The organism is Pseudomonas sp. W17 (genome assembly GCF_040268305.1).
Classification (GTDB): domain Bacteria; phylum Pseudomonadota; class Gammaproteobacteria; order Pseudomonadales; family Pseudomonadaceae; genus Aquipseudomonas; species Aquipseudomonas protegens.
The window spans coordinates 6,992,890-7,011,736 of the sequence record NZ_CP158490.1; the positions used below are offsets into that span (position 1 = coordinate 6,992,890).

An 18,847-nucleotide genomic window follows, 5' to 3' on the forward strand; every position below is an offset into this window, starting at 1 on the left:
GCAGCTTGGAGCTGCGCCACCCTCCACGGACGTGTTTCAAGTGAATCAAAACTGGCATGGCACCCTGATTCGCCACATGCTGCTGTTGGTCACCGCCTGCCTACTGGTGGGCCTGATCAGTGGCTACTACGGCTGGAGCCTGGCCGCTGGCTTAGGGCTCTACCTGGCCTGGACCCTCAAGCAGTTGCTGCGCCTGCACGAATGGCTGCGCCTGCATCAACCCGACGAAGCGCCCCCCGACGGCTATGGCCTGTGGGGCGAGGTGTTCGACAGCATCTACCACCTGCAACGCCGCGATCAGCGGGTGCGCGGGCGCCTGCAGGCGGTGATCGACCGGGTCCAGGAGTCCACCGCGGCCCTTAAGGACGCGGTGATCATGCTCGACAGCGACGGCAACCTGGAATGGTGGAACCGCGCCGCCGAGACCCTGCTGGGGCTCAAGACGCCCCAGGACAGCGGCCAGCCGGTGACCAACCTGGTGCGCCATCCGCGCTTCAAGGAATACTTCGAGCAGGACAGCTACGCCGAGCCGCTAGAAATCCCCTCCCCGGCCAACGACCGGGTACGCATCCAGCTCTATATCACCCGCTACGGCAACAACGAGCACCTGATGCTGGTGCGCGACGTGACCCGCATCCACCAGCTGGAACAGATGCGCAAGGACTTCATCGCCAACGTCTCCCACGAGCTGCGCACGCCGCTGACGGTGATCTGCGGCTACCTGGAGACCCTGCTGGATAACGTCGAGGAAGTGAACCCGCGCTGGAGCCGCGCCCTGCAGCAGATGCAGCAGCAAGGCGGGCGCATGCAGACCCTGCTCAACGACCTGCTGTTGCTGGCCAAGCTGGAGGCCACGGACTACCCGTCGGACAACCAGCCGGTGCCCATCGACGTGCTGCTGCAATCGATCAAGAGCGACGCCCAGGCGCTGTCCGGGGAGCGCAACCAGCGCATCACCCTGGAAGCCGACGCGTCGGTGCAACTCAAGGGCAGCGAGGCGGAGTTGCGCAGCGCCTTTTCCAACCTGGTGTTCAACGCGGTGAAATACACCCCGGCCGAAGGCAATATCCGCATCCGCTGGTGGGGCGACGAACAGGGCGCGCACCTGAGCGTGCAGGACTCGGGGATCGGCATCGACAACAAGCACCTGCCGCGCCTCACCGAGCGCTTCTACCGGGTGGATTCGAGCCGCAACTCCAACACCGGCGGCACCGGCCTGGGCCTGGCCATCGTCAAGCATGTGCTGCTGCGCCACCGTGCGCGCCTGGAGATCAGCAGCGTGCTGGGCCACGGCAGCACCTTCACCTGCCATTTCGTTCCGGCCCAAGTGAAGAAAAACCGCACCCAGAGCCTGACCGACCAGCGCTGACAGCCACTCGCCCCTAGGCAATTGCCCTGTCAGCCGCTACATTGCGTAACTTGTGCCTGCCTTTCAGGCACCGCATTTCCTTCCTTTTCGAATACACGGAACCCGCAAAACTCCATCATGGACCCTTCCCCTGGTTTTACCCTCGCGTCTCTTTTCGCCGACTTCGGCATGATTCTTTTTGCTCTGATCCTGGTCCTGCTCAACGGCTTTTTCGTTGCGGCGGAGTTCGCCATGGTCAAGCTGCGCTCGACCCGGGTCGAGGCCATTGCCCACAAGAACGGCTGGCGCGGGCAGATCCTGCGCACCGTGCACAGCCAGCTCGACGCCTACCTCTCGGCCTGCCAGCTGGGCATCACCCTGGCCTCCCTGGGCCTGGGCTGGGTCGGTGAGCCGGCCTTCGCCCATCTGCTGGAGCCGCTGCTGGGCGCCCTGGGCGTGAGCTCTCCGGAAGTGATCCGCGGCGTGTCGTTCTTCACCGCGTTTTTCATCATTTCCTACCTGCACATCGTGGTCGGTGAGCTGGCGCCCAAATCCTGGGCGATCCGCAAGCCGGAGCTGCTGTCGCTGTGGACGGCGGTGCCGCTGTACCTGTTCTACTGGCTGATGTACCCGGCCATCTACCTGCTCAACGCCAGCGCCAATACCATCTTGCGCATCGCCGGGCAGGGCGAGCCCGGCCCGCACCACGAACACCACTACAGCCGCGAAGAACTCAAGCTGATCCTGCACTCCAGCCGCGGCCAGGACCCCAGCGACCAAGGCATGCGCGTACTGGCCTCGGCGGTGGAAATGGGCGAACTGGAAGTGGTGGACTGGGCCAATTCCCGGGAAGACCTGATCAGCGTCGAGTTCAACGCGCCGCTCAAGGAAATCCTCGCCCTGTTCCGCCGCCACAAGTTCAGCCGCTACCCGGTCTACGACAGCGAGCGCAACGAATTCGTCGGCCTGCTGCACATCAAGGACCTGCTGCTGGAACTGGCGGCCCTGGACCACATTCCCGAGTCGTTCAACCTGGCCGAGCTGACCCGCCCGCTGGAGCGCGTATCCCGGCACATGCCGCTGTCGCAGTTGCTGGAGCAGTTCCGCAAGGGCGGCTCGCACTTCGCCCTGGTGGAAGAAGCCGACGGCAAGGTCATTGGCTACCTGACCATGGAAGACGTGCTTGAAGTGCTGGTGGGCGATATCCAGGACGAACACCGCAAGACTGAGCGCGGCATCCTGGCCTACCAGCCGGGCAAGCTGCTGGTGCGCGGTGACACCCCGCTGTTCAAGGTGGAACGCCTGCTGGGCATCGACCTGGACCACATCGAGGCCGAAACCCTCGCCGGCCTGGTGTACGAAACCCTGAAACGGGTGCCGGAAGAGGAAGAAGTACTGGAGGTCGAAGGCCTGCGCATCATCATCAAGAAGATGAAGGGACCGAAGATCATCCTGGCCAAGGTGCTGATGCTGGATTGACGGCCCTTTCGCCGCCAAGCCGGCTCCTACGGGCAGGTTATTGGTTGCCCAGGGCAAAATTCGGCAGATCCCCCAGGGGCTGGTTGAACTGATAGGGAATTGACACCAGCCCCAACCCGGTATTGCGCTGCACCACGAAATGCAGGTGCGGCCCACTGCTGTTGCCGGTGTTGCCCGACAGCCCCAGGGCACTGCCCACCGCCACTCGCTGGCCCTCCCGCACGCTGACCGAACCCTGCTTGAGGTGCAGGTACACGCCCATGGTGCCGTCGTCGTGCAGCACCCGGACGAAATTGCCCGCCGGGTTATTGCCCCGCCCGTTCTGGGCGTTCTCGGTCTTCACCACCACCCCGCCCCGGGCGGCAATGATCGGCGTCCCCACCGGCATGGCGATATCCATCGCATAGCGGCTCTTGGGGCTGAAATGGCTGTATTGGCCATTGGCGCCCTGGGTCAGGCGAAACGGCCCGCCACGCCAGGGCAGCGGATAGCGATAGGCCTGGGTGGCGCCTGCCGGATCCCCCAGGGAATAACGGAACCTGGGGGCATAGCTCAGAGGCTGGTCGGCGCGAATCGCCGTGAGCAGCGCCAGGCGCTGCCTGCTGCGTGCCGGCAGCACCTGGCGGATCGGCTGCCCCGGAGCGCCGCTGACATTGTTCAACCCGGCAAAGCTCAACTCCACTTCCACCGGGGCATACAGGTCATTGCGCACATACACCGCATCCACCCCCCTGTGCTTCTGGATATCCAGGCGCACCTGGCGCTCAAGGTGCTCCACCATGCGGTCGCGGAACACGAACTCCTGGGCCCCCGGCGAAGGCCGGTCGCTGTAGGAGACCACGCCATGGGCGTCGATGGACTTGTACACAGTCATCGCCGCCAGCGACGTGGCGGCTAAAGACAATCCACAGAAAAACAGCAGGCGCACAAACATTCGGCAGCTTCTTGGCAGAGGGTGGAATCACGCTAGCAGCCTGATATGGAGCTTGTATGAATCAGGCGGGCGCCAAGGGTTCAATGCCGCCAGCGTCGAAGTGGATGTCCACCCCCAGTTGCGCCGCCTCGCAGAGGTTGACCAGCGCATCGAGGGAGAACTTGTTGATCTTGCCGCTGAGCACATCGTTGAGCCGGGGCTGGGTGATATTGAGGCGCCTGGCTGCCTCCTTCTGCGACACCCCCCAGGCCTGCACGGTCTTGCCCAGTTCCAGCATCAGCTTGGCCCGCAGGCGCATGTTGGCGGCCTCCTGGGGAGTGGCTTCAAGGGCATCCCAGACACTGGCAAAGCGCTGGTTGATCGGTTGGTCAGTCATGGCGTGAACCTGTTTCCTGATATCTGGCACGAGCCAGCTCGATATCCCGCGCCTCGGTCTTGCGGGTGGTCTTGCGCACCGCGTGCAACACATAAATGGCCGCGGCCCGCCGGACCACATAGAACAACCGAAACGCCCCTGAATCCTCATGGATCCTGATCTCGAAAACGCCCGGGCCAATGGTTTTCACCGACCTGCAATCGTAGGGCTGTTCACCCTGCTGCAGCAGATCCAGCTGGAAACCGGCGGCCCGACGGGCATCTTCAGGGAACGCCCTGAGATCCCGCAGCGCGCTCCCGACAAACACCACATCCTTGTGCCTGGGCATCGAACCTCTCCTGTTAATGACCAGGAACAAGGCTAATCAACACGGCCAGGACCCGCCGCGCCGGGTTGTTTCAAGGCATGGCCGCGAGGGGTGAGCAATAAAGAGCGCCACCTGAAATCTATATCCAAACAGATATAAATCAAGCGCAAAGAAATTAATCTGACGTACGGCGGAAAGTACCGAGGGGGGCGGAGCACGCCTTGTGGCTTGAGGGTTACAGCCTATGTTGCGAGTTGCTCGCTCGATAGCGGGATGACGCAGCAGCCCGCCTCGGCGGCCGGCAAAAGCCCGCAGTGGGAAAGTGTTTTCAGCAGATTTCCGCTGCCTCCCCTCACCGTAGGAACCGGTTTGCCGGCGAAGAGGCCTTCAAGCCTTGTGCTGCCCTTGCGGGCGCCTTCGCTGGCAAGCCAGCTCCTACACAGCAAGAGGGTGTTCTCGCGGCTTACGCACCTGCCGCCGCAGGAACCGGCTTGCCGGCAAAGAGGCCTTCAAGCCTTGTACTGCCCTTGTGGGCGCCTTCGCTGGCAAGCCAGCTCCTACACAGCAAGAGGGTGTTCTCGCGGCTTACGCACCTGCCACCGTAGGAGCCGGCTTGCCGGCGAAGAGGCTATCAAGCCTTGTGCTGCCCTTGCGGGCACAATCGCTGGCAAGCCAGCTCCTACAGCGAGGCGGCCGGCAAGGATCAGGCACCTGGAACGAAGTGCTTCTGGGCGGTGCCGCGGGCGATCAGGCGGGAGATGTAGTCGAGCTTCTGGGCATCCTGGTCCACGAAACGGAAAGTCAGCTGCAGCCACTCGCTGTCCGGCTTGGGTTCAAAGGCCACCACCGCATGCAGGTAGCCATTGAGCCGCGCCACTTCGGCGTTGTCGCCCTGCTCCAGGTCCAGCACCGCGCTCTCCAGCACCTGGGGCAGGCTGTCGGTGCGCTTCACCACCAGCAAGGCTTCCTTGATGCTCAGGGCCTTGATCACACACTGCTGGTTGCCGCTGGACAGCCGCAGTTGGCCCTGGCCACGACCGCCACTGACCGCTGCCGCGGGCGCCGGGGCCTTGACTGGAGGGCTGTTGAGCAAGCCGCGGGCCGGCGCTGCTGCCGCTGGAGCCGGGGCGGCGGCCGGTTTGGCGAACGGATTGACCGGAGCGGAAGCCGCCCCCACCACCGCCGGCTTGCCGCCAGTCAGGGCGCTCAGGGAGTCGTTGCCAAAGGCCGAGTTCATCTTGGTCGGCGCGCTGTTCATCAAGGTGTCGAGCTTGCCGACCTTGTTCAGCGCCTGCTTGACCTTGGTCAGCAGCTGTTCGTTGGTAAAAGGCTTGCTCACATAACCGGAAACCCCGGCCTGGATCGCCTGCACCACGTTTTCCTTGTCGCCCCGGCTGGTGACCATGATGAACGGCATGGCCTTCAGCGCATCTTGCTCGCGGCACCAGGTCAGCAGTTCAAGGCCGGACATTTCCGGCATTTCCCAGTCGCACAGGACCAGGTCGAAGGCTTCACGGGCGAGCATCGCCTGGGCCTTCTTGCCATTGATCGCGTCTTCGATCTTGATGCCAGGGAAGTAGTTGCGCAGGCACTTCTTCACCAGGTCACGAATGAACGAAGCGTCATCCACCACCAACACACTTACCTTACTCATCGACCACCCCTTTAAAAATCCCGGCAAGCATAACGCTGGCTGATGGCACTTTGCCAAAACTCTTCAGTCACGCCGGGACTTTTCGTTCGCGGGTGCTGCTTTTCAATTTCCAGGAGCACAAACAAAAACGCCCGGCCAAAAGGCCGGGCGCTCTTCTCGGGCACTCTTACTTATCGTCAGTTTCATCCAGAACATTAGCGGATTCGCCACTGGTACCTTCAACTTCCTGCTTCATGCGCTTGAGCCCCAGGTGACGAACATCGGTGCCGCGCACCAGATAAATCACCAGCTCGGAAATGTTGCGCGCGTGGTCGCCGATCCGCTCCAGCGAGCGCAGCACCCAGATAATGCTCAGAACCCGCGAGATAGAGCGTGGGTCTTCCATCATGTAGGTGGCCAGCTCACGCAGCGCGGTCTTGTATTCGCGGTCGATGATCTTGTCGTACTGGGCCACCGAAAGTGCCAGGTCGGCATCGAAGCGGGCAAAGGCGTCCAGGGCATCGCGCACCATGTTGCGCACCTGGTCGCCGATATGCCGCACTTCCACGTAGCCACGCGGGGCCTCGCCCTCTTCGCAGAGCTGGATGGCCCGGCGGGCGATCTTGGTGGCTTCGTCGCCGATGCGCTCCAGGTCGATTACCGACTTGGAGATGCTGATGATCAAACGCAGGTCCGAGGCCGCCGGTTGGCGACGGGCGAGAATGCGCAGGCATTCCTCGTCGATATTGCGTTCCATCTGGTTGATCTGGTCGTCGATCTCGCGCACCTGCTGGGCCAGGCCGGAGTCGGCCTCGATCAGCGCTGTGACCGCGTCATTGACTTGCTTCTCCACCAGCCCGCCCATGGCCAGGAGGTGGCTGCGTACTTCTTCCAGCTCGGCATTGAACTGCTGGGAGATGTGATGGGTTAAGCCTTCCTTCGAAATCATCGTGTTCGCTCCGCGAAAGTTGCAAGCTTCAAGCCGCAAGCTTCAAGCAGTTAAATAGTGATCCGGATGTCGCGCACCGCCTCTGTTGCGCCGCGTGAAACCTGCGGCTGGCAGCTGCTTTCTAGCCATAGCGCCCGGTAATGTAGTCTTCGGTCTGCTTCTTCGCCGGGTTGGTGAACAGCGTGTCGGTATCGCCGAACTCCACCAGTTTGCCCATGTACATGAAGGCGGTGTAGTCGGAAACCCGCGCCGCCTGCTGCATGTTGTGGGTCACGATGACGATGGTGAACTTGGACTTGAGCTCGTAGATCAGCTCCTCGACCTTCAGGGTCGAGATCGGGTCCAGGGCCGAGCAGGGTTCGTCCAGCAGCAGCACTTCCGGCTCCACGGCGATGGTGCGGGCAATCACCAGACGCTGCTGCTGACCGCCGGACAGGCCCAGGGCCGAATCATGCAGGCGGTCCTTGACCTCGTCCCACAGCGCCGCGCCCTTGAGCGCCCATTCCACGGCTTCGTCGAGCACGCGCTTCTTGTTGATGCCCTGGATGCGCAGGCCGTAGACCACGTTTTCATAGATGGTCTTGGGGAACGGGTTGGGCTTCTGGAACACCATGCCGACCCGGCGACGCAGCTCGGCCACGTCTTCGCCCTTGCGATAGATGTTGTTGCCGTAGAGGTTGATCGCACCCTCTACGCGGCAGCCGTCCACCAGGTCGTTCATGCGGTTGAAGGTCCGCAGCAGGGTCGACTTGCCGCAGCCGGACGGGCCGATGAAGGCGGTCACGCGCTGCTTGGGGATGTTCATGCTGACGTCGAACAGCGCTTGTTTCTCGCCGTAGAACAGGCTCAGACCGGGCACTTCGATGGCCACGGTTTCCTGTTCCAGGCTCAGGCTCTGCTTGTCGCGGCCCAGGGCGGACATGTTGATGCCATGAGTGTGTGCTTCGTGTTGCATGGGATGCTCCCTGTGCTACCAATTCGTTTGTCGTGAACCGCAGGCATCAGGCCTGCGGTGACATCATTCTGTTTGTAGGCGCCGGCTTGCCGGCGAAGAGGCCTGCAGGCCTTGTGTCGCCCTTGCGGACGCCTTCGCTGGCAAGCCAGCTCCTACACGAGCCAGCCGATCAGCTGTCCAGTGCTTTGTATTTTTCACGCAGGTGGTTACGGATCCACACCGCCGACAGGTTCAGGGTGGCGATCACCAGCACCAGCAGCAGCGCGGTGGCGTACACCAGCGGCCGCGCCGCCTCGACGTTGGGGCTCTGGAAGCCGACGTCGTAGATGTGGAAGCCCAGGTGCATGATCTTCTGGTCCAGGTGCAGGTACGGGTAGTTGCCGTCCAGCGGCAGCGACGGCGCCAGCTTCACCACACCCACCAGCATCAGCGGCGCCACTTCACCGGCAGCGCGGGCGACCGCGAGGATCATCCCGGTCATCATCGCCGGGCTGGCCATGGGCAGAACGATCTTCCACAGGGTCTCGGCCTTGGTCGCACCCAGGGCCAGGGAACCTTCGCGCACGGTGCGGGGAATCCGCGCCAGGCCTTCTTCGGTGGCCACGATCACCACTGGCACCGCCAGCAGCGCCAGGGTCAGGGAAGCCCAGAGCAGGCCCGGGGTGCCGAAGGTCGGCGCCGGCAGGGCTTCGGGGAAGAACAGACGGTCCACGGAGCCGCCCAGCACGTAGACGAAGAAGCCCAGGCCGAACACACCGTAGACGATGGCCGGAACCCCCGCCAGGTTGTTCACCGCAATGCGGATCACCCGGGTCAGGGTGTTCTGCTTGGCATATTCACGCAGGTAGACCGCTGCCAGCACGCCGAACGGGGTGACGATCATGGCCATGATCAGGGTCATCATCACGGTGCCGAAAATGGCCGGGAAAATACCGCCCTCGGTGTTGGCTTCGCGCGGGTCATCGCTGAGGAACTCCCAGACCTTGCTGAAGTAGAAACCGATCTTGGTAAAAGTGCCCATGGCGTTCGGCTGGTAGGCGTGTACCACCTTGCCCAGGCCGATCTCCACTTCCTTGCCGTTGGCATCACGGGCGGTCAGGCTGTCGCGGTTGAACTGGACGTGCAGGTCGCTCAGGCGCGCCTCGATGTCCTGGTAGCGGGCATTGAGTTCGGCGCGCTCGGCATCCATGTCGGCCTGGGCCGCGGCATCCAGCTTGCCGTCCAGCTCCAGCTTGCGGCCGTGCAGGCGGATGCGTTCCAGGCCGGCGTTGATGGCGCCGATGTCGGATTTCTCCAGGGTCTTGAGCTGGGCGGCCAGCTTGTTCACCCGGTCGATCCGCGCTTGCAGCTCGGGCCAGGCGGCTTCGCCTTCGGCGATCACCTTGCCGCTTTCCTTGACGTTGACCAGGTAGCCGTAGAAGTTGCCCCACTCACGGCGCTCGATGGCCATCAGCTCTTTGGGGTAGCTCTGGTTGGTCAGCCACTCGCCGACGATCCAGGTGAAGTCGTTGCCGTTCAGGTCACGGTTGCCGACCTTGATCAGCTCGCGGGTCATGAACTCCGGGCCCTGGTCGGGCACCGGCAGGCCGGCACTCTTCAGGCGCGCCCGGGGCACTTCTTCCTTCTGCACCACTTCACCGATGACCAGGTGGTTGGCCTGGCCCGGAACGTCGTAGTTGGCGTGCACCAGGTCGGCTGGCCAGAAGTGGCCGAGGCCACGCACGGCGATCACCGCCAGCAGGCCGATGGTCATGATGACCGCGATGGACACCGCGCCACCGCTGATCCAGACGCCGGGGGCGCCGCTCTTGAACCAGTCTTTTAGGGAGTTCTGTTTCACAGACTTCTACCTTTCTTAAAGCGACGAGTATTTCTTGCGCAGACGCTGACGGATCAGCTCGGCGAGGGTGTTCATGACGAAGGTGAACAGCAGCAGCACCAGCGCCGAGAGGAACAGCACGCGGTAGTGGCTGCCGCCGACTTCCGATTCGGGCATTTCCACCGCGACGTTGGCGGCCAGGGTGCGCAGGCCTTCGAACAGGTTCATTTCCATGACCGGGGTGTTGCCGGTGGCCATCAGTACGATCATGGTCTCGCCCACGGCGCGGCCCATGCCGATCATCAGCGCCGAGAAGATCCCCGGGCTGGCGGTGAGGATCACCACCCGAGTCATGGTCTGCCACGGCGTGGCGCCCAGGGCCAGGGAGCCCAGGGTCAGGCCCCGCGGCACGCTGAACACGGCGTCTTCGGCGATCGAGTAGATGTTCGGGATCACCGCAAAGCCCATGGCCAGGCCCACTACCAGGGCGTTGCGCTGGTCGTAGGTAATCCCCAGGTCGTGGGAGATCCACATGCGCATGTCACCACCGAAGAACCAGTTCTCCATGAACGGGCTCATGTACAGCGAGAGGAAGCCGACGAAAATGATCACCGGGATCAGGATCGCGCTTTCCCAGCCGTCCGGCACTTTCAGGCGCAGCGACTCGGGCAGGCGGCTCCAGGCGAAACCGGCCACCAGGATGCCGATCGGCAGCAGGAGCAGCAGGCTGAAGATGCCTGGCAAGTGGCCTTCGACATAGGGCGCGAGGAACAGGCCGGCGAAGAAACCGAGGATCACCGTCGGCATCGCCTCCATCAGCTCGATCACCGGCTTGACCTTGCGGCGCATGCCCGGGGCCATGAAGTAGGCGGTGTAGATCGCCGCCGCCACCGCCAATGGCGCCGCCAGCAGCATGGCGTAGAACGCCGCCTTCAGGGTGCCGAAGGTCAGGGGCGAGAGGCTCAGCTTGGGTTCGAAATCGGTGTTGGCCGCGGTGGATTGCCAGACGTATTTAGGCTCGTCGTAGTTCTCGTACCAGACCTTGCTCCACAGCGCGCTCCAGGACACTTCCGGGTGCGGGTTGTCGAGCACCAGGGGCTGCAGCTTGCCGCCGGCCTCGACGATCACCCGGTTGGCCCGTGGCGACAGACCGAACAGGCCCTGGCCGTCTACCACCTGGTCCACCAGCAGGGTGCGGTGGGCGGTGCTGTGGAACACCCCGAGCTTGCCGGCGGCGTCCAGGGCAACGAAGCCCTTGCGACGCTCTTCGGCGGTGATTTCAACAATGGGCGCAGTGCCCATCTGGAAGGTGCGGATCTGCTTCAAGCGCAGCTCGCCGTCCGGGTCGCGGGCCATGAACCACTGGGCCAGGCCGCCCTTGGATGTCCCGATGATCAGCGAGATGCCACCCACCAACTGGGTGCTGGCGGTGACTTCGGTATCGGCGTCTTCCAGCAGTTTGTAGCGACCGTTGAGGCTCTTGTCCCGCAGGCTGAAGACGTCGGCCTGGGCGCGCCCGTTGATCACGTACAGCCACTGCTGGCGCGGGTCGATGTACATGGCCTTGACCGGCTCGGTCATCTGCGGCAGCTCGATGCGGCTCTGTTCGCTGGTGACCTCGCCGGTCATCATGTTTTCTTCGCGGGTCAGCTTCAGCACATGCAACTGCGCCCCGGTAGAACCGGCGACGATCAGCGACGAATCGCTGGCATTGAGATTGACGTGCTCCAGGGCACCGCCCTGCTCGTTCAGGGTGATCGGGGTTTCGCCGTAGGGGTACTCGATGGCCGGCGAGATGGTCTTCTTGCCGTCCGGGTAGCTGACCTTGTAGGTATGACGGAACACCAGGGCCTGGCCGTTGGACAGGCCGACCACCACCAGCGGGTTGCCGGGCTGGTCCTTGCCGATGGAGGTGACGCTGGCGCCCGCCGGGATCGGCAGGTCGACCTTGCGCAGCTCGGCGCCACTGTCGATGTCGAAGAACAGCGCCTGGCCCTTGTCGGACACGCGCATGGCCACCTGGTTCTGCTCTTCCAGGGAGAACATCAGCGGCTTGCCGGCGTCCTGCATCCAGGCGGGGGTCAGAGGGTCCTTGGCGGTCAGCTCGGCGCCCTGGAACAGCGGCGCGACGACATAGGCGAGGAAGAAGAAGATCAGGGTGATAGCACCCAGTACCGCGAGGCCGCCGACAAGGACGTACCAGCGGGTCAGGCGGTCTTTGAGCGCGCGGATGCGGCGCTTGCGTTGCAGCTCAGGCGTATTGAAGTCAATGCGCTTGGGGGGAGAAGTCGTAGTCATGGTGGAGTTGGCCAGATCATTCATGCGCACACCCTAGCGATCCTGTATGACAGAAAGATGACAATGCAGTGACGCAACAAATCCGCCGCGTAGCAGAGCTGGCAGCGGACAGAAAAATGAGGTTGTAGGAGTCGGCTCGCCGGCGAACAGGGCCTTGAGCCTGAGTGCCCTTTGGGGCGCTTTCGCTGGCAAGCGGAACGCCGCCCGGCCAGCTCCTACGAGGAAGGGCCCGGGGAGCCGGACCCTTCTGCGGCGGCTTATGCGCCTTCTTTCAGGCCCAGGTCAGCCAGTGCCTTGGCGGCCACCTTGGCTGGCAGTGGGATGTAGCCGTCTTTGACGACCACTTCCTGGCCTTGTTTGGACAGGACCAGTTTCACGAACTCGGCTTCCAGCGGGGCCAGAGGCTTGTTCGGGGCCTTGTTGACGTAGACGTAGAGGAAGCGCGACAGCGGGTACTTGCCGTTCAGGGCGTTTTCTTCGGTGTCTTCGATGAAGTCGGTGCTGCCTTTCTTGGCCAGGGCCACGGTCTTCACGCTGGCGGTCTTGTAGCCGATGCCCGAGTAGCCGATGCCGTTCAGCGAGGAGCTGATGGACTGCACCACCGACGCCGAACCAGGCTGTTCGTTGACGTTAGGCTTGTAGTCGCCTTTGCACAGGGCTTCTTCCTTGAAGTAGCCGTAGGTGCCGGATACCGAGTTGCGACCGAACAGCTGAACCGGCTTGTTGGCCAGGTCGCCCTTCACGCCCAGGTCGCCCCAGGTCTTCACTTCTTCCTTGGCGCCGCACAGACGAGTCGAGGAGAAGATTGCGTCGACCTGTTCCATGGTCAGGTGCTGGATCGGGTTGTCCTTGTGCACGAACACCGCCAGGGCGTCCACGGCCACCGGGATAGCGGTTGGCTTGTAGCCGTACTTCTGCTCGAAGGCCGCCAGTTCCGTGTCCTTCATCTTGCGGCTCATCGGGCCCAGGTTGGAGGTGCCTTCGGTCAGCGCGGGTGGCGCGGTGGCGGAGCCGGCGGCCTGAATCTGAATGTTGACGTTCGGGTATTCCTTTTTGTAGTTCTCGGCCCACAGGGTCATCAGGTTCGCCAAGGTATCGGAACCGACGCTGGACAGGTTGCCCGACACACCAGTGGTCTTGGTGTAGCTCGGGATAGCAGGGTCAACAGCGGCAACCGCGTGGGCAGTCGCAACGCCAGCGGCGACAAAGGTCATTGCCGCCATCAAACGCTTCAGTTTCATGCCTTACTCCTAGCAGATAGGGTGTGTTAAGTCGGGGCCAAGTATCTGTAGGCCGTGTGAACACTCTATGTCCGGAATATGACAATTAGATGAAAGGCCAGCATCCCTGAACGGAAGCTGGCCTTTCTTTGTTCGGCGATAAAAACCTCTGTAGCCGCTGCCGCAGGCTGCGATCGACCCGCAGGGTCGCGGCGCCCTTCAGCGCACAGCAGGGCCTGCGGCAGCGGCTACAGGGTGGTGGTCAGCGGCCCTTGGCCCACAGGTACAGCCCCACCAGCAGGCCGATGCCGCAAATAATTGCAACATAATAGGCCGGACCCATGGGGCTTTCCTTGAGCAGCCAGGTCACCACCATCGGCGTGAGGCCACCGAAGATCGCGTACGCCAGATTGTAGGAAAACGACAGGCCGCTGAAGCGCACCACTGCCGGGAACGCCTTGACCATCACATAAGGCACCGCACCGATGGTGCCGACGAACAGGCCGGTCAGGGCATACAGCGGGAACAGCCACTGCGGGTTGTCCAGCAGGCCGTGATAGAAGGTCCAGGAAGTGACCAGCAACAAGGCGCTGCCGAACACGAACACCTTGCCCGCACCGAATCGGTCCGCCAGGGCACCCGAGGCCACGCAGCCCAGGCTCAGGAAGATAATGGCCAGGCTGTTGGCCTCCAGGGCGGTGATGGCCGGGAATTTATAGACCGTCTGCAGCACGGTGGGGGTCATCAGGATCACCACGATGATCCCGGCGGACAGCAGCCAGGTCAGCAGCATGGAAATCACGATCGCCCCGCGGTGATCACGCAGCACCGTGCGCAGCGGCAGTTCCTCGGCCAGGGCCTTGCGCAGTTGCAGTTCGGCGAACACCGGGGTTTCGTGGAGCAGGCGGCGCAGGTACACCGAGAACAGGCCGAACACCCCACCCAGCAGGAACGGGATCCGCCAGGCGTAATCCGCCACTTCCACCGGGGTATAGATGCTGTTGATCGCAGTGGCCACCAGCGACCCCAGGAGAATCCCGGCAGTCAGGCCCGAGGTCAGGGTGCCGCAGGCATAGCCGATATGCCGCTGGGGCACGTGTTCGGAAACGAACACCCAGGCCCCGGGCACTTCACCACCGATGGCCGCCCCCTGGATCACCCGCATCAGCAACAGCAGGATCGGCGCCCACATGCCGATCTGCGCGTAGGTCGGCAACAGGCCCATGATCAGGGTCGGCACCGCCATCATGAAGATGCTCAGGGTGAACATCTTCTTACGCCCCAGCAGGTCGCCAAAGTGGGCCATGACGATCCCGCCCAGGGGCCGCGCCAGGTAACCGGCCGCGAAGATCCCGAAGGTCTGCATCAGGCGCAGCCACTCGGGCATGTCCGCCGGGAAGAACAGCTTGCCGACCACGGTGGCAAAGAACACGAAGATGATGAAGTCGTAGAACTCCAGCGCCCCGCCCAGGGCAGACAGGGACAATGTCTTGTAGTCACTACGGGTCAGCGGACGGGCGGGTTGCGCAGGCTGCGCGGCGCTCGAGGGCACAGTGGTCATGGCAAGGGCTTCTCTTATTAGTCGGTTCTGGAAGCCGCAACAGCGCTGGTTGGGGCCTGGCAGGTTCGGCACGATAGCAAATTGTTCGAATGCGTACACAGCGGCGCACAAATGACTCACAAATTTGCGAACTGGACGGGTCGTCGCGGAGTCTATCGACCGATATACTCGCAGACCTCGAAGCGCAAAGCCGCTTCTGGCAAGGGTTGCTGTGCGAAAACGCTGCTGCGCGCCCCTGGCCCTGGCCAGCGCCAGTCGATTTCGCAGAGTTTCCCTTTAGCACGCCTTAGAAAGAACGTGACGAACGTAGTATGTTCGGGCTGAATCGTTTTTCCTGAAGACGGCTATTCACCTGAAGTACCCATGAAGCGTCACGGGTCAGAGGCCCCCCGGCATGATAGAACTCGAACAAGAAGATCCAATCCCGCAAGGCGACCTGGCCTTGCAAATCACCGCACTGCCCCGTGAAACCAACGGCTTTGGCGATATTTTCGGCGGCTGGCTGGTCGCGCAGATGGACCTGGCGGGCACCGCCATGGCCAGCCGCGTGGCCGGCGGCCGGGTGGCCACGGTGGCCATCGACCGCATGGCGTTCCTGGTGCCGGTGGCGGTGGGCGCGCAGCTGTCCTTCTACACCCAGACCCTGGAGATCGGCCGCAGCTCGATCCAGATGATGGTGGAAGTGTGGAGCGACGACCCGCTGTCCAGCGAATGGCGCAAGGTCACCGAGGCGGTGTTCGTATTCGTCGCCATCGATGGCAGTGGCCGCACCCGCTCGGTTCCGCCGCGCGCGCGCTAAACCTGATGACCGTTCTGCGGTCCATAGCAGCCCACACCTTGCGAACGAGAACAGCAGCATGCCTATGCCCCAGGTCGAAACGGTAAAACTGGATGAACTGAACTGCTGGCGCATCCGCCACGGTGACGCCGAACTGCTGGTGGCCCAGCAGGGCGCGCACATCCTCAGTTATCAAGTGGCCGGGCAACAGCCGCTGATCTGGCTCAACGACGAGGCCGTGTTCAAGCGCGGCAAGAGCATCCGCGCCGGGGTGCCGGTGTGCTGGCCCTGGTTCGGCAACTTTGCCCGCAACCCGCAGGCGGTGCAGGCCATGCGCCAAGGCACTGACCCGGCGCCGGCCCACGGCCTGGTGCGGGCCACCGACTGGGAACTGCTGGGCATCGAAAGCCAGGGCGACAGCCTGCTGGTTGAGCTGCACCTGCCCTGCCCCGCGGGTGGTTTTCCCGGCTGGCCCCATCAAGTGGAACCACGCCTGAGCATCCGCCTCGACCAGCAACTGCACATCAGCCTCAGCAGCCACAACCTGGGCACTGAAAGCGTGAGCATCAGCCAAGCGCTGCACAGCTACTTCGCGGTCAGCGATGTGCGCCAGGTGCAGGTCGAAGGCGTGGACGGGCTGAGCTACATCGAGACCCTGGAAGACTGGAAGACCAAGGTCCAGAGCGGCAGCCTGCACTTTACCGGCGAGACCGACCGCATCTACCTGAACGCCCCGACGCAGCTGGAGATCGTCGACCCGGACTGGCAACGGCGGATCCGCCTGCGCAGCGAAGGCTCGCGCACCGCGGTGATCTGGAACCCCTGGATCGACCGCGCCGCCCAATTCAGCGACATGGCCGACGACGGCTGGCAGCGCATGCTGTGCATCGAGACCGCCAACGTGATGGACGACATCATCACCCTGGCCCCGGGCGCCAGCCACACCCTGAGCGTCAGCATCAGCGCCGCCCCGCTCTGACTCCACCTGCCCCGTAGGAGCTGGCTTGCCAGCAAAGAGGCCCTCAACGGCAAGCCGGCTCCTACCGTTCAGCGGCGTTCAAATGCGCTGCTTCAGAGATCCGATTCCTGAACCACCCGCACCTTCGCCGCATCCAGGGCGTAGGCGGCATCGGCCAGGTCGTTGCTGACCTTCTCGATCTTCAGGGTGCCGGTCACCCACAGCGGCGTGTAGATGTCGTCCAGCTTCAAGCCCTTGGGAAAACGCACCAGCACCAGCTGGTTGGGCGGCGGTGGCGGCACGTGGATGCAGGCGCCCGGGTACGGCACCAGGAAGAACAGCGTGCTGCGCCCCTTGGCATCGGCTTCCAGCGGCACCGGATACCCGCCGATGCGAATCTGCTTGTCGTTCATCGCTGGTACGGTCTTGGTGGAATACATCACCGCCGGCAACCCCTTGCTCTGCTTCAGGCCGCCCTTTTCGGTGAAGGTGCCATTGGCTTCCGGGGAGTTGTGGTCGATTTCCGGCATCTGCTCCAGGGCCTTCTGGTCCGACTTGGGCATCAGCTCCAGCCAATCGGTTTCCGGCAGTTCGCCAGCCTGGGCCAGGCCGCAGCCCAGCAGAACAAAGGTCAATAGAAGACGGCGCATGTGAGGGTGGCTCGGTCAAAAGGGAAGGACGGGAAAACCCGGGCATTCTAGTACCCAGACCGTCAGATGCGTTGAAGTTTCAGATGAAGAAAAAGGCTCCCCTCCGCGCGGACGGCAGAGGGGGCTTGTAGCGTGGTTCAGCTCTTCTTGACGAAGCCGTAGATCACCAGCAGGACGATCGCGCCCACCAGTGCACCGATGAAACCGGCGCCCTGGCCAGCCTGGTAGATACCCAGCGCCTGGCCGCCATAAGTGGCCGCCAGCGAACCGCCGATACCCAGCAGGATGGTCATGATCCAGCCCATGCTGTCGTCTCCCGGTTTGAGGAAGCGCGCCAGCAGACCAACGATCAAGCCGATGAAAATGGTTCCAATAATGCCCATGGCTGTTCCTCTGTAAGGGGGGATCAAGCCAAAGCCTAGCCAGCACTTTGGCATCCTGCTATCAGAGAACGGCGGGAAACGAAGGTTCCCGCCAGCCGGAGGATTTGTTACTCGGCGATCAGCGCTTGCACCTTGATGATCTGCGCTTGCAGGGTCGCCTGATCGGCGCAGCGCAGGTTGGCGTGGCCGACCTTGCGCCCGACCTTGAAGGCCTTGCCGTAGTGATGCAAATGGCAGTCGTCAATGGCGATGACTTTGTCCACCGGCGGCACTTCGCCGATGAAGTTGATCATGGCGCTCTCGCCGACTTTGGCGGTGGAGCCCAGGGGCAGGCCGGCCACCGCCCGCAGGTGGTTTTCGAACTGGCTGCACTCGGCGCCTTCGGTGGTCCAGTGCCCGGAGTTGTGCACCCGCGGCGCGATCTCGTTGGCCTTGAGGCCGCCGTCCACTTCGAAGAACTCGAAAGCCATTACGCCCACGTAATCCAACTGCTTGAGCACCCGGCTGGAGTAGTCCTCGGCCAGGGCCTGCAACGGGTGGTCGCTGCTGGCCACCGACAGGCGCAGGATGCCGCTGTCGTGGGTGTTGTGCACCAGCGGGTAGAAACGGGTTTCACCGTCACGGGCGCGCACGGCGATCAGCGAGACTTCACCGGTGAAGGGCACGAAGCCTTCCAGCAGGCAAGGCACGCTGCCCAGTTCGGCGAAGGTGCCTTCGACGTCGGCGGCGCTGCGCAGGACCTTCTGGCCCTTGCCGTCGTAACCCAGGGTGCGGGTCTTGAGCACGGCCGGCAGGCCGATGCGCGCCACGGCGGCGTCGAGATCCGCCTGGGACTGGATGTCGGCAAACTCCGGGGTAGGAATCCCCAGGTCCTTGAACATGCTCTTCTCGAACCAGCGATCGCGGGCGATGCGCAGGGCTTCGGCGCTCGGGTAGACCGGCACGAACTGCGAGAGGAAGGCCACGGTTTCCGCCGGCACGCTCTCGAATTCGAAGGTCACCAGGTCCACTTCATCGGCCAGCTGGCGCAGGTGGTCCTGGTCGCCGTAGTCGGCCCGCAGGTGTTCACCGAGGGCGGCGGCACAGGCGTCCGGCGCCGGGTCGAGGAAAGCGAAGTTCATTCCCAGCGGAGTCCCCGCCAGGGCCAACATGCGGCCCAGCTGGCCGCCACCGATTACACCGATCTTCATCGTCAACAA

At 63.2% G+C, this 18,847-nt stretch carries 17 protein-coding genes; 4 read left to right on the top strand and 13 right to left on the bottom strand.

Annotated elements, in window-relative coordinates:
* The first annotated feature begins 76 nt into the window (after positions 1–76).
* Positions 77–1,369 (top strand): phosphate regulon sensor histidine kinase PhoR, encoded by a 1,293-nt coding sequence (gene phoR, locus ABCR88_RS32285; RefSeq protein WP_232643850.1) that lies wholly within the window; start codon positions 77–79, stop codon positions 1,367–1,369.
* Positions 1,370–1,486: 117 nt separating this feature from the next.
* The gene (locus ABCR88_RS32290; RefSeq protein ID WP_011064276.1) at positions 1,487–2,827 is read left to right on the top strand and encodes a hemolysin family protein; all 1,341 of its coding nucleotides are present in this window, start codon (positions 1,487–1,489) and stop codon (positions 2,825–2,827) included.
* A gap of 37 nt (positions 2,828–2,864) precedes the next feature.
* On the opposite strand, the gene ABCR88_RS32295 is transcribed toward ABCR88_RS32290, so the two are convergent.
* The 10 genes from ABCR88_RS32295 to ABCR88_RS32340 all read right to left on the bottom strand — a co-directional run bounded on the left by ABCR88_RS32295 (position 2,865) and on the right by ABCR88_RS32340 (position 14,870).
* Positions 2,865–3,761 carry a M23 family metallopeptidase gene (locus ABCR88_RS32295; RefSeq protein WP_015637495.1) on the bottom strand — a complete coding sequence of 299 codons (897 nt, stop codon included), beginning with the start codon at positions 3,759–3,761 and terminating at the stop codon, positions 2,865–2,867.
* 61 nt (positions 3,762–3,822) lie between these two features.
* The gene (locus tag ABCR88_RS32300; RefSeq protein WP_011064278.1) at positions 3,823–4,137 is read right to left on the bottom strand and encodes an XRE family transcriptional regulator; all 315 of its coding nucleotides are present in this window, start codon (positions 4,135–4,137) and stop codon (positions 3,823–3,825) included.
* Positions 4,130–4,465: a type II toxin-antitoxin system RelE/ParE family toxin gene (locus tag ABCR88_RS32305; RefSeq protein WP_011064279.1), complete on the bottom strand. Its 336-nt coding sequence runs from the start codon at positions 4,463–4,465 to the stop codon at positions 4,130–4,132. The genes ABCR88_RS32300 and ABCR88_RS32305 overlap by 8 nt, the downstream gene beginning before the upstream one ends.
* A 682-nt stretch (positions 4,466–5,147) precedes the next feature.
* Positions 5,148–6,098, bottom strand: coding sequence for a response regulator (locus ABCR88_RS32310; protein WP_015637499.1), 951 nt, complete (start codon positions 6,096–6,098; stop codon positions 5,148–5,150).
* Between the two features lie 166 nt (positions 6,099–6,264).
* The gene (phoU, locus tag ABCR88_RS32315; RefSeq protein WP_015637500.1) at positions 6,265–7,026 is read right to left on the bottom strand and encodes a phosphate signaling complex protein PhoU; all 762 of its coding nucleotides are present in this window, start codon (positions 7,024–7,026) and stop codon (positions 6,265–6,267) included.
* Between the two features lie 121 nt (positions 7,027–7,147).
* Positions 7,148–7,981: a phosphate ABC transporter ATP-binding protein PstB gene (gene pstB / locus ABCR88_RS32320; protein WP_092317750.1), complete on the bottom strand. Its 834-nt coding sequence runs from the start codon at positions 7,979–7,981 to the stop codon at positions 7,148–7,150.
* A 169-nt stretch (positions 7,982–8,150) separates the two neighbouring features.
* Positions 8,151–9,821, bottom strand: coding sequence for a phosphate ABC transporter permease PstA (pstA, locus tag ABCR88_RS32325; RefSeq protein ID WP_350403889.1), 1,671 nt, complete (start codon positions 9,819–9,821; stop codon positions 8,151–8,153).
* Positions 9,822–9,836: 15 nt separating this feature from the next.
* Entirely contained in the window at positions 9,837–11,870 is a 2,034-nt protein-coding gene (locus ABCR88_RS32330; RefSeq protein ID WP_232643849.1) for an ABC transporter permease subunit, read from the bottom strand.
* Positions 11,871–12,355: 485 nt separating this feature from the next.
* Positions 12,356–13,339: a phosphate ABC transporter substrate-binding protein PstS gene (locus tag ABCR88_RS32335; protein WP_011064285.1), complete on the bottom strand. Its 984-nt coding sequence runs from the start codon at positions 13,337–13,339 to the stop codon at positions 12,356–12,358.
* Between the two features lie 241 nt (positions 13,340–13,580).
* Positions 13,581–14,870 carry an MFS transporter gene (locus ABCR88_RS32340; RefSeq protein ID WP_169892549.1) on the bottom strand — a complete coding sequence of 430 codons (1,290 nt, stop codon included), beginning with the start codon at positions 14,868–14,870 and terminating at the stop codon, positions 13,581–13,583.
* A 403-nt stretch (positions 14,871–15,273) separates the two neighbouring features.
* Here ABCR88_RS32340 and ABCR88_RS32345 point away from each other — a divergent pair, with 403 nt between their 5' ends.
* On the top strand, positions 15,274–15,678 hold the full coding sequence (locus ABCR88_RS32345) for an acyl-CoA thioesterase (protein WP_003229628.1): 405 nt from the start codon (positions 15,274–15,276) through the stop codon (positions 15,676–15,678).
* Positions 15,679–15,736: 58 nt separating this feature from the next.
* Positions 15,737–16,636: a D-hexose-6-phosphate mutarotase gene (locus ABCR88_RS32350; protein ID WP_041120428.1), complete on the top strand. Its 900-nt coding sequence runs from the start codon at positions 15,737–15,739 to the stop codon at positions 16,634–16,636.
* Positions 16,637–16,728: 92 nt separating this feature from the next.
* On the opposite strand, the gene ABCR88_RS32355 is transcribed toward ABCR88_RS32350, so the two are convergent.
* From ABCR88_RS32355 to ABCR88_RS32365, 3 genes are all read right to left on the bottom strand, one after another.
* On the bottom strand, positions 16,729–17,265 hold the full coding sequence (locus tag ABCR88_RS32355; protein WP_236186808.1) for a DUF3299 domain-containing protein: 537 nt from the start codon (positions 17,263–17,265) through the stop codon (positions 16,729–16,731).
* A 137-nt stretch (positions 17,266–17,402) separates the two neighbouring features.
* Positions 17,403–17,648, bottom strand: a complete 246-nt coding sequence (locus ABCR88_RS32360; protein WP_011064289.1) for a GlsB/YeaQ/YmgE family stress response membrane protein — start codon at positions 17,646–17,648, stop codon at positions 17,403–17,405.
* Between the two features lie 107 nt (positions 17,649–17,755).
* Entirely contained in the window at positions 17,756–18,838 is a 1,083-nt protein-coding gene (locus tag ABCR88_RS32365) for a 5-(carboxyamino)imidazole ribonucleotide synthase (protein WP_350403893.1), read from the bottom strand.
* Between the last annotated feature and the right edge of the window lie 9 nt (positions 18,839–18,847).